This is a genomic window from Herbaspirillum sp. DW155 (assembly GCF_037076565.1).
Classification (GTDB): domain Bacteria; phylum Pseudomonadota; class Gammaproteobacteria; order Burkholderiales; family Burkholderiaceae_D; genus Herbaspirillum.
The window spans coordinates 5,216,978-5,232,548 of the sequence record NZ_AP029028.1 but is presented as its reverse complement, the minus strand read 5'-3'; the positions used below and the strand labels follow the sequence as shown (position 1 = coordinate 5,232,548).

At 65.5% G+C, this 15,571-nt stretch carries 11 protein-coding genes; 6 read left to right on the top strand and 5 right to left on the bottom strand.

Translation table 11 applies throughout. The annotated features are described in order from the left end of the window. Window positions 1-43 precede the first annotated feature (43 nt). From AACH55_RS23840 to AACH55_RS23830, 3 genes are read right to left on the bottom strand one after another with little or no spacing between them, the layout of a single operon-like run. On the bottom strand, window positions 44-1,261 hold the full coding sequence (locus AACH55_RS23840) for a porin (RefSeq protein ID WP_338717154.1): 1,218 nt from the start codon (window positions 1,259-1,261) through the stop codon (window positions 44-46). Window positions 1,262-1,315: 54 nt separating this feature from the next. After that, on the bottom strand, window positions 1,316-3,727 hold the full coding sequence (locus tag AACH55_RS23835; protein ID WP_338717153.1) for a glycoside hydrolase family 31 protein: 2,412 nt from the start codon (window positions 3,725-3,727) through the stop codon (window positions 1,316-1,318). 21 nt (window positions 3,728-3,748) lie between these two features. Continuing rightward, on the bottom strand, window positions 3,749-5,035 hold the full coding sequence (locus AACH55_RS23830; RefSeq protein WP_338717151.1) for an MFS transporter: 1,287 nt from the start codon (window positions 5,033-5,035) through the stop codon (window positions 3,749-3,751). A 285-nt stretch (window positions 5,036-5,320) separates the two neighbouring features. Between AACH55_RS23830 and AACH55_RS23825 the strand changes: the two genes are divergently transcribed. Both AACH55_RS23825 and AACH55_RS23820 read left to right on the top strand, forming a co-directional pair. Then, the gene (locus AACH55_RS23825) at window positions 5,321-5,500 is read left to right on the top strand and encodes a metallothio multi-domain protein (protein WP_338717149.1); all 180 of its coding nucleotides are present in this window, start codon (window positions 5,321-5,323) and stop codon (window positions 5,498-5,500) included. 98 nt (window positions 5,501-5,598) lie between these two features. Further along, window positions 5,599-8,088 carry a DEAD/DEAH box helicase gene (locus AACH55_RS23820; RefSeq protein ID WP_338717147.1) on the top strand — a complete coding sequence of 830 codons (2,490 nt, stop codon included), beginning with the start codon at window positions 5,599-5,601 and terminating at the stop codon, window positions 8,086-8,088. A gap of 38 nt (window positions 8,089-8,126) precedes the next feature. Here AACH55_RS23820 and AACH55_RS23815 read toward each other — a convergent pair whose 3' ends face one another. Then, the gene (locus AACH55_RS23815; RefSeq protein WP_338717145.1) at window positions 8,127-9,551 is read right to left on the bottom strand and encodes an MFS transporter; all 1,425 of its coding nucleotides are present in this window, start codon (window positions 9,549-9,551) and stop codon (window positions 8,127-8,129) included. 202 nt (window positions 9,552-9,753) lie between these two features. Between AACH55_RS23815 and AACH55_RS23810 the strand changes: the two genes are divergently transcribed. Beyond that, on the top strand, window positions 9,754-10,035 hold the full coding sequence (locus AACH55_RS23810; RefSeq protein WP_338717143.1) for a hypothetical protein: 282 nt from the start codon (window positions 9,754-9,756) through the stop codon (window positions 10,033-10,035). A gap of 42 nt (window positions 10,036-10,077) precedes the next feature. Here AACH55_RS23810 and AACH55_RS23805 read toward each other — a convergent pair whose 3' ends face one another. Beyond that, on the bottom strand, window positions 10,078-11,919 hold the full coding sequence (locus AACH55_RS23805) for a sigma-54-dependent Fis family transcriptional regulator (protein ID WP_338717141.1): 1,842 nt from the start codon (window positions 11,917-11,919) through the stop codon (window positions 10,078-10,080). A 294-nt stretch (window positions 11,920-12,213) separates the two neighbouring features. Here AACH55_RS23805 and AACH55_RS23800 point away from each other — a divergent pair, with 294 nt between their 5' ends. From AACH55_RS23800 to AACH55_RS23790, 3 genes are all read left to right on the top strand, one after another. Beyond that, the gene (locus AACH55_RS23800) at window positions 12,214-13,677 is read left to right on the top strand and encodes a benzaldehyde dehydrogenase (RefSeq protein WP_338717139.1); all 1,464 of its coding nucleotides are present in this window, start codon (window positions 12,214-12,216) and stop codon (window positions 13,675-13,677) included. Between the two features lie 83 nt (window positions 13,678-13,760). Then, a complete protein-coding gene (locus AACH55_RS23795; protein ID WP_338717137.1) occupies window positions 13,761-14,528 on the top strand; it encodes a coniferyl-alcohol dehydrogenase in 768 nt (255 codons plus the stop codon). 44 nt (window positions 14,529-14,572) lie between these two features. After that, on the top strand, window positions 14,573-15,541 hold the full coding sequence (locus AACH55_RS23790; RefSeq protein ID WP_338717136.1) for a transporter: 969 nt from the start codon (window positions 14,573-14,575) through the stop codon (window positions 15,539-15,541). The last annotated feature ends 30 nt before the right edge of the window (window positions 15,542-15,571 follow it).

The following is a 15,571-nucleotide window of genomic DNA, read 5'->3' as shown; positions in this document are numbered from 1 at the left end:
TCAATGAATCGGCCATGGTAACCCATGCCCCGCAAGCATGGCATCAGAACGAATGGCGGATACCCAGCATCGCCACGAACTGGCCGCGACCGTTGGAAGGGGTGCCGTTCTGCGAGTCGCCCACGGCGGCCACGGCATCGACGATGCTGGTGCCGGAGTTGCCCACGCGCAGCGTCTGACCATTGGCGCGCTGGTAAGCCTGGATCGCATACAAGGCGGTGCGCTTGGAGAGCGCATAGACCTGCTCCAGCGAGAGCTGGTTGTACTTGGCCGGCGAGCTGATGCCATTGCGCGCCTTCTCGGCCGTGTAGCTGTAGCCGGCAGCCAGCGTCAGGGCCGCATTGAGGTTGTAGCTGGCGATCAGGCCCACGGTGTTGAAGGTGGCCGTCTGCGTGAAGGCCGACAGTGCGCCGGGTTTGTACTGCACGTTGGAATAGTTCAGACCCATCATCAGGTCGCCCCAGGTATAGCGGGCCGCCGTGGCCAGCAACTGGGTGCTGTCGGCCGAGGCATAGCCGGCGTTGATGGGCGAATTGTTGGCGAAGCTGCCCACGTTGCCGAAGCTGCCGGCGCTGTTGCCATTGGCCAGGTTCTTCAGGCGCGTATAGCCGGCGCTCCAGGAGAAGGCCTGGTAGTCATAGCGCAGCGCGGCACTGACGCTGCTGCCGCTGGCGGCGCTACCGGCCTGTTCGCCCATGCCGTACTGGATGCCCGCCTGCAGGCCGCCCAGCGTGGGCAGCGTGTAGAGTACCGAATTGTTCATGCGCAGCGTGGTATCGAGCGCGTCGATATCACCCGGATGCGCGCCCGTGGCGCCGGTCAGCACACCGGTCGGGCCCAGTCCGCCCACGTACTGGAAGTAAGGCGTGTACTGGCGGCCCACCGTGATCTGGCCCCAATCCCTGCTGGCCAGACCGACGTAGGACTGGCGGTTGAACAGTACGCCGCTGCTGGACATGGCGCCGGTATCGGCACTGAAACCGTTTTCCAGACGGAACAGCGCGCTGGTGCCACCGCCCAGGTCTTCGCTGCCGGCAAAGCCCAGCTTGCTGGCGTTGAGCGCACCGGAGTTCATGTAGGTGTTGGAAGCGCCCCCCTGGTTGCTGCTATAGGCCAGGCCCAGGTCGACGGTGCCATAGAGCGTCACCGAGGATTGTGCCCAGGCCGGCATCGTGGCGCCTGCGCTCAGCAGGGCCGCGCACAGGTACAGGGGGCGCAGCGACAGGCTGGCGGCGGGGATGGGGAAATTTTTCGTTTTCATTCACGTCTCCTTTTTTGGCGTGGTTGTTGTGCTTGTTGTGACTGGGTGCGTTGTTCAGACCTTCATGTCGAGCCGCAGACAGCGCCAGCCATGACGGCTGACCTCGCTGGCGATGCGGGCCGCGGGCGTATGCAAGGTGCGCGTGTCGTCAGCCGGCAGCCAGATGTCCACCGTGTTGGTGGCCACCGGCATCTGGCCTTCCTGCGTCACGTGCAGCGTGATGCTGTGGGCATCGCTGCGGGCACGCACCTGCCAGCGTCCCTGCTGGCCTTCGCGCCAGGCCTGGCTGTGGCCGTCGTCCTCGATGCAGCCGCCGCTGGCTTCGCCTGCGCCGGCCACCGGGGCCACCAGGAAAGCGCGCGCATCGGCGGGCTGGCCGAAGTGCTGCTCGGCCACATTCATGGCGATGACCCCGCCCTTGCGGATGAGCATCACCGGCTGGTCCCAGGGCGCGGGCAAACGAATGCGCTGGCCGCCGGCGAAGCTCTCGCCGCTCCAGTACGACACCCAATCGGCACCTGCCGGCAGATAGACTTCGCGTTCGGTCTGCCCGGCCTCGACCACGGGGGCCACCAGCAGGTCGGTGCCCAGCATCATGTCGTCACATTCCTCATAGCAGCGGCGGTCCTGCGGGAACTGCGCGAAGGTCGGGCGCAGCACCGGCTGGTAGTCCCGGGTGGACTGCCACAGCAATTCGTAGAGGTAAGGAATGAAGCGGTAGCGCAGCTTGATGAGCGCGGCGATCTGCGCGGTCGCCTCGGGATACATCCACGGTTCGTTGACGGTCTTGTCGTCGTTCCACGAATGGATGGAGAAGCGCGGCATGAACACGCCGAAGGCGACCCAGCGCACCAGCAGTTCCGGTTCCGGCGCCGGACCTGCGAAGCCGCCGATGTCGTGGCCGATGTTGGACACGCCCGACAGCGCCAGGCCCAGGCCCATCTTGAGGTTGTAGCGCAGGGTTTCCCACGAGGTGTAGTTGTCGCCCGACCAGGTTTGCACGTAGCGCTGCATGCCGGCGCCCCCCGAGCGCGACACCAGGAAGGGACGCTGCTGCGGTGCCGCCTCGGATTGCGCCTGATGCGAGGTACGCATCATCAGCATGGTCTGCAGCACCTTGGCCTGCTGCACCGGATAGGGCGCGCCGAAGCCGTGGGCCAGGGCATCCGGGGTCCAGACCTCGAATTCGTTGTTGTCGTTCCAGGTGGCGCTGATGCCGTAGTCCAGCAGGGCCGACCTGACGTTGGCTTTCCACCATTGCTGGGTGGCGGGATTGGTGAAATCGAGATAGGCCCCGACCTCATCCCAGAACTGCACCCAGGCCGGCTGGCCCTGGCTGTCGCTGATCAAGAGCCCCGCCTCGCGCGCCTGTTCGAACTGCGGATGATCGCGCAACAGGCAGGGCTTGATGTTGGCGCACAGGTGCACGCCGGCGTCGTGATAGCTCTGCACGAAGCCTCTGGCGTCGGGGAATTTGTCGGTGTTCCAGTGGAATACGTAACGCTTGGGACCAATCGAGGTATAGCCCGAGGACAGGTGGAAGGAGTCGCACAGGATGTCGTGCTCGCGGCACTTGTCGATGAACTGCCCCATCTGCGCCTGGGCATCGGGTGCGTCGGTATAGCTCATGGTGGAGCCGGAGTAGCCCAGTCCCCACCTGGGCATCCAGGCGGGCCGGCCGGTGAGCCAGGTGAAGCGGCGGGTGGCGGCCACGGGGGTATCGGGCGAGGCGATGAAGTAGTAATCCAGATCGCCATGCGGCGCCACGAAGTAGCGATACGGACCGTGGTAGTTGTCCAGCTCGCGGCCCATGTCGAAGCGGCAGTCGGAAAGCGTGTCGTAGAACAGTCCGAAGCCGCTGGCCGCCTGTGCATTCCAGGTGATGTAGAACGGGATGTGCTTGTAGAGCGGATCGGTGTTGCGCGCGCTGTAGCCCATCGCATCGATGTTGCGCATCTCGTAGGACTGGCCGGCGCGGTTCATCTCACCGGCACGCTCGCCCAGGCCGAAGTACATCTCATCGGGCTGGCGCTTGAGGTAGTGATAGACCTGCTGATCCCAGTAACCGAAGTTGTAGGCTTGCGTGGGCCGGTCCGCCAGCACCGTCTGCCACTGGCCCTGGCGCTGCATTTCCCATTGGCAGAAGCCACCTTCCAGCATCACCGTCAGACGGATCTGCGCTGTCTCGATCTGCACACGGGTGGCTTCTTCGCGCAGCGTGAATGCGGGCAGCGTGAAGCCGCTCATGTCGCGGCGGTCACGGCCTTGCGGCGGCGTGTCTTCGGCACCGGGCGCAACGGCCCAGGAGGCCGGACCGCGCAGCTCGCCCTCGGGCAGCACCAGCACGCGCAGGATGTCTTCTTCCAGGACGAACAGTTCGATGGCCGCACCCGATTCGGCCGTCAGGCGCAGATGATTGCCGTTGCGGGACTGCAGCGCGAAGCGCGGAGGATGGAGCATGGACATGATGAAACCCTTGCGTTGCGTTTAGACAGTACGAGGCGGCGTGCGCGCGGCGCGCTCCTCATTGGATTGACCACGGATCAGGATGATGAGCAGCACGGCACCGATCAGGTCGAAGGCGCCCAGCATGCCGAACAGCGGCCCATAGCCTACCGTATCGGCCAGCGCGCCCACCAGCAGCGAGAAGCCGAGGCCGCCGATCCAGGCCGACATGCCGGCAAAGCCGCTGGCGGTACCCACCTCTTCGGGATCGAACACGTCAGCCGAGAGCGTATTGACCAGGCCGGAAATCATCTGATGCGCAAAGCCGCCCACGCAGAACAGCGCGATGGCCGTATAGGGAGAGGCCACCAGGCCGACGCAGGCCGGTCCGATCATCATCACCGCGCCCAGCACCACGCCATAGACGCGCGACCAGATCAGCGGCACGCGGAAGCGATTGATCAGCAAGGGCGACAGGTAGCCACCCACCAGCCCGCCCAGATCGGCCGCCAGGAAGGGCAGCCAGGCGAACATGGCGATGGATTTGAGATCGAGGTGACGCTCGTTGACGAAGTACAGCGGAATCCAGAAGCTGAACGTCTGCCAGGCCGGTTCAGCAAAAAAGCGCGCCAGCGCGATGGCCCAGAAGCGGCGCGACGTCACCACGTCCTTGACCGGACGCTTGCCGCGCACCGCGCTCACCGGGCGCTGCTGGCCGCTGATGATGGTGTTGCGTTCGGTGTCGGACAGCGCCGCATGGTCGCGCGGGGAGCGATAGAAGGCGAACCACAGCGCAGCCCAGACAAAACCGAGCAGGCCGGTCACCACGAAGGCCGACTGCCAGCCGTAGCGCAGTTGCAGGAAGATCACCAGCGGCGGCGCCAGCATGGCACCCAGCGAGGTACCCGAATTGAACCAGCCCACGGCCACCGATTTTTCCTTGTCCGGGAACCACTCGGCCACCGCCTTCATGCCGGAAGGAATGGCGGCCGCCTCGGTCAGACCCATCAGCGCGCGCAAGCCGGCCAGCGAGAGCCAGCCGGTCGCGCCCGCATGCAGCACGCCGGCAATCGACCACAGCACGCCGAACAGGGCAAAGCCGATGCGCAGCCCGATCAGGTCCACCACGAATCCGCAGACCGGCTGCATGATCGTATAGCCGACCTGGAAGGCGGCCACCACGTAGGAATATTGCTGGGTGCTCATCCCCAGTTCGTCCTTGAGCGTGGGCGCCAGTACGCCCAGTGAATTGCGTGCCAGATAGTTGGTGATCGTGCCCAGACAAACCAGCACGATGATCCACCAGCGCAAGCCTTTGATCGTCTTCAAGCGATGTCTCCTGAGAGGAAGTAATTGCCGCCCGGCAAAAGCCTTGGGGGAGAGCAGGCTGAACCGGGCAGATTGGTAGCGGTACCAAATTTATTTTGGTGTGATGGTAGCGGTACCAGATACGGGATGTCAACGATAGTTTCCTGACAGCAGATGCGAAAAATGATGCGAAAAATGTCCCGTCATCATTGCCACACTGACACTGCGGCGATTTGTCCCATGTTCTTGCGGCGGCCGTCTGGCTAAAATAGGTGCCTCTCATTGTTCCCATTGCCCCGTTTCTCCATGACCGCCCTGTTTGACCGCGTTGAAGGTTTCCTGCGCAAGGCATCCGGACTGCACATCGTGCTGGCCCTGCTGCTGGTGTGCAGCCTGCTGTGCTGGGCGGTATGGGTGTGGGCGACCGGTGAGGGCCGTACGCCCTTCGGCATGCTGGATTTCTGCATCACCCCGCCGGCCAGGTAAGTCCGTCGCTGCGCCGCTTGCCCATGCGCGCCACGCATGACCGTACCGCGCACAAGCTGCTGCCCTGATCCTGCACGCCCTGCGCGAAGCGCCCTACAATGGCCGCTTCCACGTTTTCTCCCGCCCGCATGCCTGATTCGCCTTCCCCCAGCGCATTCCATCCCCGCCTGACCTTGCAGACGCTCACCCGTGGCGACGGCTTGCTGGGCATGCGTGCGCATGGCCTGTTCGGGCCGCGCGGCGGCATGGTGACGGTGGCGCAGATCGAGTGGGTGTATGGCCAGGGCGCGCAGCGCTGGAGCATGCCGGCGCCCACCGGCCATGCCGATGACGAGGGCGGCTACACCCCCGCGCACATCGCGCGCGACCTGGCCGCCGAGGCCGCGGCGCTGGAGACCATCCGCGAGATGGGCCTGTTGCCGCTGCGCGAAGATGCCCTGCAATGGCGCGCCGAAAACCCCTTGCACGATGCCGGCCCGCTCTGGACCCTGATGCTGGAAGACGCCTTCGCTGACTTCTGGGCCGACCAGGCGCCGCGCCTGCAGCAACTGGGCTGGACGCTGCGGGTGCGTCCCGGGTTTGCGCACGAGAGCGTGCCGGTCACCGCCTGGCGCTTCATCGTCAGCAGCCAGACCGGCGAGGTCAGTGCGCGCGAAGTCGCCGCGCCCCTGCAACCCCGCGCCTTCTCCAGCGAGATCTTCGATGGCCTCGATCCCGCCGGCCGCTGGCTGCTCTCCATCGGTATCGAGGTCGAGGGCCAGATCATGGATGTGGCGCCGATGGTGGCCGACCTGTTGCGGCGTGATCCACGCTGGGCCGATGCACAGCAGGTCGAGCGCATGGACCCGCATGCGGTGATCTCGCTGCGTGCACCCGGTGGCCGGCGCATCGATGCCATGGCCGGTCCGCTCAAGGCGGTGGTGCTGGCGCTTTTGGATTTGCTGGTCGACCTCAAACGCAAGGAAGGCCCGCTGCAACTCTCGCCCTGGGATGCGCATCGCCTGGACAGCCTGCAAGCCGATCTGCAGGCCCTGGAAGGCGGCACTCCCTGGCGCATGAGCGGAGCCGCCGGCGTGCTGCAACTGGCGCAGCGCCTGCGTGTGGCCGGCAGCGTGCAGCCGGTGCCAGCGCCCGAGGGTTTGGGATTGACCCTGCGCGGCTACCAGCTGCAAGGCGTGGCGTGGATGCAGTACCTGCGCCAGCAGGGTCTGGCCGGTATCCTCGCCGACGACATGGGCCTGGGCAAGACCGCCCAGGTGCTGGCCCATCTGCTCATCGAACAACAGGCCGGCCGGCTCGACCTGCCGGCGCTGGTGGTGGTGCCGACCTCGCTGCTGTTCAACTGGCAGCAAGAAGCGCAGCGCATTGCACCGGCCTTGCGCGTGACGGTGCTGCATGGACCGGACCGTAGCCGCCATGTCGCCGCGATTGCCGAAGGACAGGCCGATCTGGTACTGACCACTTATCCGCTGCTCTGGCGCGACCTCGACCTGCTGCGGTCGCTGCGCTTTCATCTGCTGGTGCTCGACGAGGCGCAGACCATCAAGAACGCCTCCGCCCGCAGCACCGCAGCAGCACGCCGCCTGCACGCACGTCATCGTCTGTGCATGACCGGCACGCCGCTGGAAAATCACCTCGGTGAATTGTGGAGCCAGTTCCATTTCCTCATGCCCGGCTTTCTCGGCGATGCGCGCAGCTTTGCGCGGCTCTGGCGCAAGCCCATCGAGCAGCAGGGTGAGACGGTGCGTGCGCGCCTGCTGGCGCAACGCGTGCGCCCCTTCATCCTGCGTCGGCGCAAGGAGGATGTATTGCAGGAGCTGCCGGCCCGCATCGAGATCATCGAACGCCTGCAATTGCAGGGCCGCCAGCGCGAACTCTACGAAAGCGTACGCATCGCCGCCGACAAGCAGGTCCGGCGGGCACTCGAACGGCGCGGCCTCGGCAGCAGTCAGGTGAGCGTCATGGATGCCTTGCTCAAGCTGCGGCAGGTCTGCTGCGATCCCTATCTGTTGAAGCAGGGCCGCATGCCGCCCGGCCTGGAACGCGCCAAGACCGAGTGGCTGCGCGACACCTTGCCGGCGCTGGTGGAGGAGGGAAGGCGCATCCTGCTGTTCTCGCAATTCACCAGCATGCTCAGCCTGATCGAGGCAGAACTGCAGGCGCTGAAACTGCCCTGCCTGATGCTCACCGGTGACACCGAACCGGCCGCCCGCAGCAGTGTGATCGCGCGCTTCCAGCAAGGTGAAGTGCCGCTGATGCTGGTGAGTCTGAAGGTGGGTGGCGTCGGCCTGAACCTGACTGCCGCCGATACCGTGATCCTGGCCGATCCCTGGTGGAACCCCGCCGTGGAAGAACAGGCCATCGCCCGCGCACACCGGCTGGGACAGACACGTCAGGTGTTCGTCTACAAGCTGGTCATCGAAGGCAGCATCGAAGAGCGGCTGCTGGAACTGCAGACGCGCAAGTCAGCCCTGGCCGAAGGCATGCTGGGCCGCGACGACACGGCCACCATCAAGTTTGATGAAGAGGAATTGCAGGCCTTGCTGGCGCCGCTGGGAGCGGGCATTGCGGAGAAAATCCTGTCATAAGCCCGGCTGATGACAGAGGCCCCCGGTCATCACGTCATTCAGGATCGCCACTCCGCCACCTCTTCCAGCGTACGTCGTTCCGCATCCACTGCAAAGCGCAGCGCGCACGCCCCCGCCAACAGCGCCAGGCATGCGCCCAGCGCATAGCCGGCAGCCACCGCATGGCGGTCCCCGCTGGCGATGAGCCAGCCCAGCAGCACCGGCGCGACGAATCCACCCACCCCCGTCCCGATGGCGTAGAAAATCGAAATCGCCATGGCACGCATGCGCAGCGGGAATACCTCGCTGGCCGTCAGGTAGGCCGAACTGGCTGCCGCCGAGGCCACGAAGAACACCGCGCTCCAGCACAGCGCCAGCGAGCGCGCATCCAGCCACCCGGCATTGAAGGCCCAGGCCGTGCCCGCCAGCCCCGCACCGGAGAGCAGGTAAGTGGCCGCGATCATGCGACGGCGGCCGATGCTGTCGAACAGGTGACCCAGCAACACCGGCCCGAGCACATTGCCCAGCGCAAAGGGAAAGATGTAGAGCGCCACGCGATGGTCCGGCACCTGGAAGAAACGCGTGAGCACCAGCGAATACGTAAAGAAGATGGCGTTGTACACGAAGGCCTGCGCCACCATCATCAGCGCCACCATCACGCTGCGCTGGCGGTAGCGATGCAGCAGCACCTGAGCGATCTCGCGCCAGGGCAGCATGCCGCTGCCTGCCTGGCCCGGGGCTGCGGCCACGTCGGCCGGGGCCGGCAGGGGACCGTGCTGCTGCGCGACCTCGGCCTCGATCTTGCGCACCACCTGTTCGGCCTCCTCATCGCGGCCATGCATGAGCAGCCAGCGCGGACTCTCCGGCACATGGCGGCGCACCAGCAGCACCGCCACCGCCAGCACCGCTCCCAGCAGGAAGCAGGCGCGCCAGCCCAGCGCGGCGCCCATCACCTGCGGATCCAGGATCACCAGCGACAGGCCTGCGCCCAATGCCGCACCGATCCAGAAGCTGGCGTTGATGATGAGGTTGACCTGCCCCCGCACGCGTGCGGGTATCAACTCATCGATGGCCGAATTGATGGCGGCATATTCGCCGCCGATGCCCAGCCCGGTCACGAAACGGCACAGCGCCAGGAACAGGAAATCCTGCGCAAAGGCAGTGGCCAGGGTGGCCGCCATGTACAGCATCAGCGTGAGCATGAAGAGCCGCTTGCGGCCCAGCCGGTCGGTCAGGCGCCCGAATACCAGTGCCCCCAGCACGGTCCCGGCGATGTAGAGCGAGCCGGTCCAGCCGACCTGTGCGGCATTCAGAGCAAGGGTGTCGCTGCGTTCGAGCACGCTGCCCAGCGAACCGACCAGCGTGACTTCCAGCCCGTCCAGCACCCAGGCCACGCCCAGTGCGATGACCACGCGCCAGTGCCAACGCGACCACGGCAGGCGGTCGAGGCGGGCAGGAATGTTGGAGCAGGCATGTGCAGTCATCGAGGGCTTCCGTAACAGGGAGATCGCGGCGATTCGCAGGCGGTGCGCGCCTGAACGGCAGACCGTCTGCATGCAGCGCGGGTTCCTGTGGATGAGCTTGGCCGCCCGTGCCGGCGGCGCCTCAGTCATTTCCTGATGGGCGGGTACGGGACAGGGGAATATCATCGCCGCATTGTGATGAAACGATGAGGACGGGAAGGACATGGGCTGGTTCGATGCCATCATGCAGTACGCCATCTACGCCGCGCTGGTGCTGTGTTCGTTCGGACTGGTGGCCGCCATTGCACTGTTCATCGCACTGGAGCACCGCTGGCAGGATGAGATGGGCCACGATGCGGAAGACTTCGCGCTGCGCTGGCGGCATGCCCGCCACGACGAGACCCTCCCTACGCATCCCTGGGAAGAATTGCGCAACCGCATCGGCGAGATGCAGATCGTCGCCGAGGAGGCCGACCGGCCCAGTCCCTACAAGAACGTCGCCTGAGGGTTGTCGATTGTCTTGTTCTTGCGCGATGTCGCAGGCTTACTACTGCTCTCTCTTCTGCTGCCGGTAAGCCAGCTGCGCCCGCGTGATACCCAGCAGGCGCGCTGCCGCCGACAGGTTGCCACCGGCACGGGCGATGGCCTCGCTGATCAGGGTCTGCTCCAACGCAGGCAAGGACAGCGCGGCGTCTTCCTTCTGCTGCGCGCTGCGCCATTGCTGCACTACCTCCAGGAGGCTCCCGGCCTCGCTGCTGGCCTCGCCATGCCCATGCCCGTGCCGTCCTGCCAGCGTGCCGGTCTCGCCCTGCAGGGACAGCACCTCGTCATTGAGCCTCTCCCCGCTGATGAACATGTGCGGCAAGTCCAGCGGATGGCCTTGCGCCAGGATCACGCCGCGTTCGATGAGGTTCTGCAATTCACGGATGTTGCCCGGGAAGCTGTAGTTGAGCAGGGCCTGTACCGCCCGCTGGGTGAAACCGCGCACCGCGATCCCGTGGCGCTGACCATAGAACTTGAGGAAGTGATTCATCAGCAGCGGAATGTCGTCGCGCCGCTCGCGCAAGGGAGGCAGGTGAATCGGGAATACGTTGAGCCGGAAGAACAGGTCCTGACGGAAGCGGCCCTCGCGTACCGCCACGGCCAGGTCTTCATTGGTGGCCGCAACCACCCGCACATTGACCTTGACCGGACGGGTCGAACCCACCCGCTCGAATTCGCCCTCCTGCAGCACCCGCAGCAACTTGCCTTGCGCGACCAGGCTCAAGGTTCCCACCTCGTCGAGGAACAGGGTGCCGCCATCGGCCAGTTCAAAGCGGCCGGCGCGTGATTGCGTGGCCCCGGTATAGGCGCCGCGTTCCACACCGAACAGTTCAGTTTCGATGAGCGTCTCGGGAATGGCGGCGCAATTGATGGCGATGAAGGCTTGTCGTTCACGGCGACCGATCTGGTGCAGCATGCGCGCAAAGCGCTCCTTGCCCACCCCCGATTCGCCCGTGAAGAGCACCGTGGCATCGGTGGCCGCCACCCGGTTGAGCAGGTGGCAGGCGGCGTTGAAGGCGGCGGAGGTGCCCACCAGGGCGCGGGTCAGATCGGCCTCCATCGCCTCCACCGCCTCGGCACTGAGTCCGCCTGGGCTCTCGGCCGCGACCTCGCCATCGGTGGCCAGCATGCCGCTGCCCACGAAGTCCTGCGCATTGAGGTAGCGCAGGTCCTCTTCGGCGTCGCTCCACAGTTCGGCCGATTTGCCGATGACCCGGCAATGCGGCGTGCCCATCGCGCGACACTCCGCTTCGCGGAAGATCACCAGATGACCCAGCAGCGTACTCACATAGCCGATCGCATAGCCGATCTGCTGCCAGCATGAGGGGGCCGTGGCGATGCCGTAGGCGGCCAGATGTTCATCGGCTTCGCTGGAGTTGTGCCAGAGGAATTCGCCCTCGTAGCGCCCGCTTTGCGGGTCATAGCTGAAGCTGACCGGGATCACCTTGACCACGCCTTCCAGCGTATGCAGCCGGGTGCCGGCCATGAGGATGGTGGAGGGATCGGCATCGGGCCAGCGTTCGCGCACCAGTTGCGCATCGCGCGCGCCGGAGATGTAGCCGGCGCGGGTCAGCAGGCCGCGTGCCTTGTCGATGCCGAGATTGTCGATCAGCTCGCGCCGCAGTGTGCCCATGCTGCGGCTGTGGATGAGCAGCATGCGTTGGTCATTGAGCCAGATGCGGCCATCGCCGGGCGAAAAGAACAGGCATTCGCTCAGGTCCGCCAGGGTCGGATGGGCGTCCACGCTCCAGCGGTCGGTGCTGGCCGAACTGAGCTGCATAGGCGCTGCCGCACCCCCCTGGCTGCGCACCATCTCGGCAAGGGAAATACGCGGGGATGGCGGCATGGGCAGGCTCCTGGCTGGGATTGGGCGAGCGGGCGGTGGTGCGCGCGTTTCATTAGATGATGAAATTCAGTGCGCTGATGGTTGGCGACTTTGCGCAAATGCGCAAGCTGCAGTGCATCAAGAATTCTGCTCCGGCGCAGCAAATTCCTGGCGCCAAAAATTCGTCCGACCGCTGGTGGCGCGAGCTGATGAGCTTGCTGCAAAGCCGCATGCAATGGCGCTTTGCGCCGTGGCACAGGCTTTGCAATATGGCCGCTGATCCGGACTTACCGGCCATTACCAAGGAGACCTCGCATGCCATCCACCACCTTTCTCGATCCTTCCCGCTGGCAACGCCATCTGTTCCGCGGACGCTGGGAAGAAACCGCACACGGCACCACCGTCATCGAACCCGCCACCGGCCAGCCGCTGACCGAAGTCGGTCTGGCCGGTGCCGACGATGTGGCCATCTCGGTCCAGTCGGCCGTGGCGGCCCAGGCCGACTGGGTGGCGGTGCCGCCGCGTGAGCGGGCCGATATCTTCCGTCGTGCCGCCGCGCTGTTCCAGCAGCACTTCGACGAACTGGCGCGCATGGTTGCACGCGAGACCGGCGGCGTGCTCTTCAAGGGCGAACACGAGGTGCGCGAAGCCATCACCCTGTGCCATCTGGCCGCTGGCATGCCGCTGCAAGCCCAGGGTCAGCTGCTGCCCAGCAGCCCCGGGCGCCTGAGCATCGCCAGGCGCGCGCCGCTGGGGGTGATCGGCGTGATCTCGCCCTTCAATTTCCCGCTGATCCTGACCCTGCGCACGGTCGCGCCGGCGCTGGCCGCGGGCAATGCGGTGGTGGTCAAGCCGGATGTGCGCACGCCCGTTTCGGGCGGCTTCATGCTGGCGCGTGTCTTCGAGGAAGCGGGCTTGCCGCGCGGCCTCTTGCACGTCCTGCCGGGCGGCGCAGAAGCAGGTGAGGCGCTGGTCACGGCGCCGCAGGTGCCGATGATCGCTTTCACCGGCTCGCCCGCCGTGGGCCGCCGCATCGGTGAGCTGGCCGGACGCCATCTCAAGAAGGTCTCGCTGGAACTGGGCGGGGCCAATGCGCTGGTGATCCTTGATGATGCCGACCTCGACATCGCCGCCAGCAACGCCGCCTGGGGCGCCTGGCTGCATCAGGGCCAGATCTGCATGGCGGCCAATCGCATCCTGGTGCATGCCTCGCAGGCGCCGGGCCTGCTGGAGCGGCTGGTGGAAAAGGCGCGCCACCTGCCCGTGGGCGACGGTGCCAGCGGCCAGGTGGCACTGGGCCCGCTGATCGATGCGCGCCAGTTGCAGCGCGTGCACGGGCTGGTGCAGGACAGCGTGGCGGCAGGCGCCCGCCTGCTCGCTGGCGGCAGCTATGAAGGTTTGTTCTATCAACCGACCGTATTGAGCGGCGTGCGGCCGGGCATGCGCGTTTTTGATGAAGAAATCTTTGGTCCGGTGGCCAGTGTCATCAGCGTCGATTCCGAGGAAGAAGCCATCGCCCTGGCCAACCAGAATCAAGGCGGGCTGGCGGCCGGAGTGATCTCAGGCTCCCTCGGACGTGCCATGCGGGTGGCCGCGCGGCTGCGTCAGGGCATGGTTCACGTCAACGACCAGACCGTCAACGATGAATGCGTCAATCCCTTCGGCGGCCCCGGCATCGCCGGCAACGGCACCAGCGTGGGCGGCCCGGCCGACTGGGAAGAGTACACGCAATGGAAGTGGATCACGGTCAAGGAACAGGCCAGTGCCTATCCCTTCTGAATCCACTGCGTCGCTGAAGCAGCAAACGATATAAATCGTATAAACGATATAAACAATACCAATCATTATTCAAGGAGACCAGCATGACACTGCAAGACAAAACCATCGTCGTCACCGGAGTTGCTTCCGGCATTGGTGCCGAGACTGCCCGGCTGTTGCGGGTACAGGGTGCGCGCGTGATCGGGGTGGACCGCAACCCGCCCGCCATCAGCCTGGAGGGCTTCGTGCAGGCCGATCTTTCCAGCGCCGATGCCATCCATGACGCCGCTGCGCAGTTGCCCGAGAAGATCGATGGCCTGTGCAACGTGGCCGGGGTGCCCGGCACGGCACCGGTTGATCTGGTGGCGCGCGTCAATTATCTCGGCCTGCGCCATCTCACCGAAGTGCTGATCCGTCGCATGCCGCCGGGCAGCGCCATCGTCAATGTGGCCTCCATCCTCGGCGCCGAATGGCCCAGGCGGCTGGAACAGCACAAGGCGCTGGCACAGACCGTGGGCTTTGCGGCGGGCGCCGACTGGCTGGCGCAGCATCCGGTCCCGCAGGAAAGCTGCTACCAGTATTTCAAGGAAGCGCTGATCGTCTGGAGCATGGCGCAGGCCCAGCCGTGGTTCCTGCAGCACTCGGTACGCATGAACAGCGTGGCCCCCGGTCCGGTGATCACGCCCATCCTGGGCGACTTCGTGACCATGCTGGGTCAGGACCGCGTGCAGAAGGATGCCCACCGCATGAAGCGTCCGGCCTATCCCGACGAGATCGCTGCGGCCATTGTCTGGCTCTGCAGTGACGGCAGTCGCTGGGTCAATGGCGTGAACCTGCCGGTCGATGGCGGCCTGGCGTCCACCTACCTCTGAAGGGCCGCGACAGGCCCGATCCGATAAGAACACAAGGAGACAACATGAGAGAGAACCGACAATCTGCCCGCCTGCGCGCCGCGCGTCTGGCCCTGGCGCTGGCTTTTATGCCGGCGCTGGCCAGCGCTTTTGACCAGCCCGCCGTCAACCTGGGCAGCACCAGCTTCTTCGATGGCGCACCGCTGCCCGGCGGCCCCGGCTTTTATTTCGTCGAATACCTCACCTACAGCAAGGCCACCAAGCTGGTGGACAACAACGGCAACCGGCTCGGCTTTCCTGCTACCCAGGACATCAGCGTCTTCGCGCCCGTCACGCAGTTCATCTACGTGCCGCCCGGCGCCAAGTTCGGCAACAAGCAACTGGGCTTCCAGGTGCTGGTGCCGTGGGTGGCCAGTGCCAAGGTCGACGATGGCGCGGGCAACGCCATCCTTCGCGGCAATACCGGTATCGGCGACATCACCGCCGGCGTGTCTGTGCAGTACGATCCCGTCATGGGGACGCAAGGGCCGCTTTATTCGCAGCGCTTCGAAATGCAATTCATCCTCCCCACGGGCGCCTACGACCGCAACGCCACCGTCAATCCGGGCAGCAATACCTGGTCCTTCGATCCTTATTGGGCCGGCACGCTCTGGGCCACACCGAAGCTGAGCTTCAGCTGGCGCCTGCACTACCTCTGGAATGCCCGCAACAACTCCCCCAGTGCAGCCTTCGGCAACAACGTCAGTTCCACCCAGGCGGGACAGGCGGTGCATGCCAACTTCGCGGCCGAGTACGAGCTCAGTCCTGATCTGACCGTCGGCGCGGCCGGCTACTGGCTGCAGCAGGTCACCGATACCAAGGTCAACGGCAGCGACGTCGGCGGGCGCCGCGAACGGGTGGTCGGGCTGGGGCCGGCAGCGATGGTACGACTGTCGGAACGCGATCTGCTGTTCTTCAACGTCTATCAGGAATTCGCGGTGCGCAACCGCGCCGAGAACAGCAAATTCCAGATCCGCTACGACCATCACTTCTGAGCGCCGCCACAGGCGCACCGGCAGCGCTGC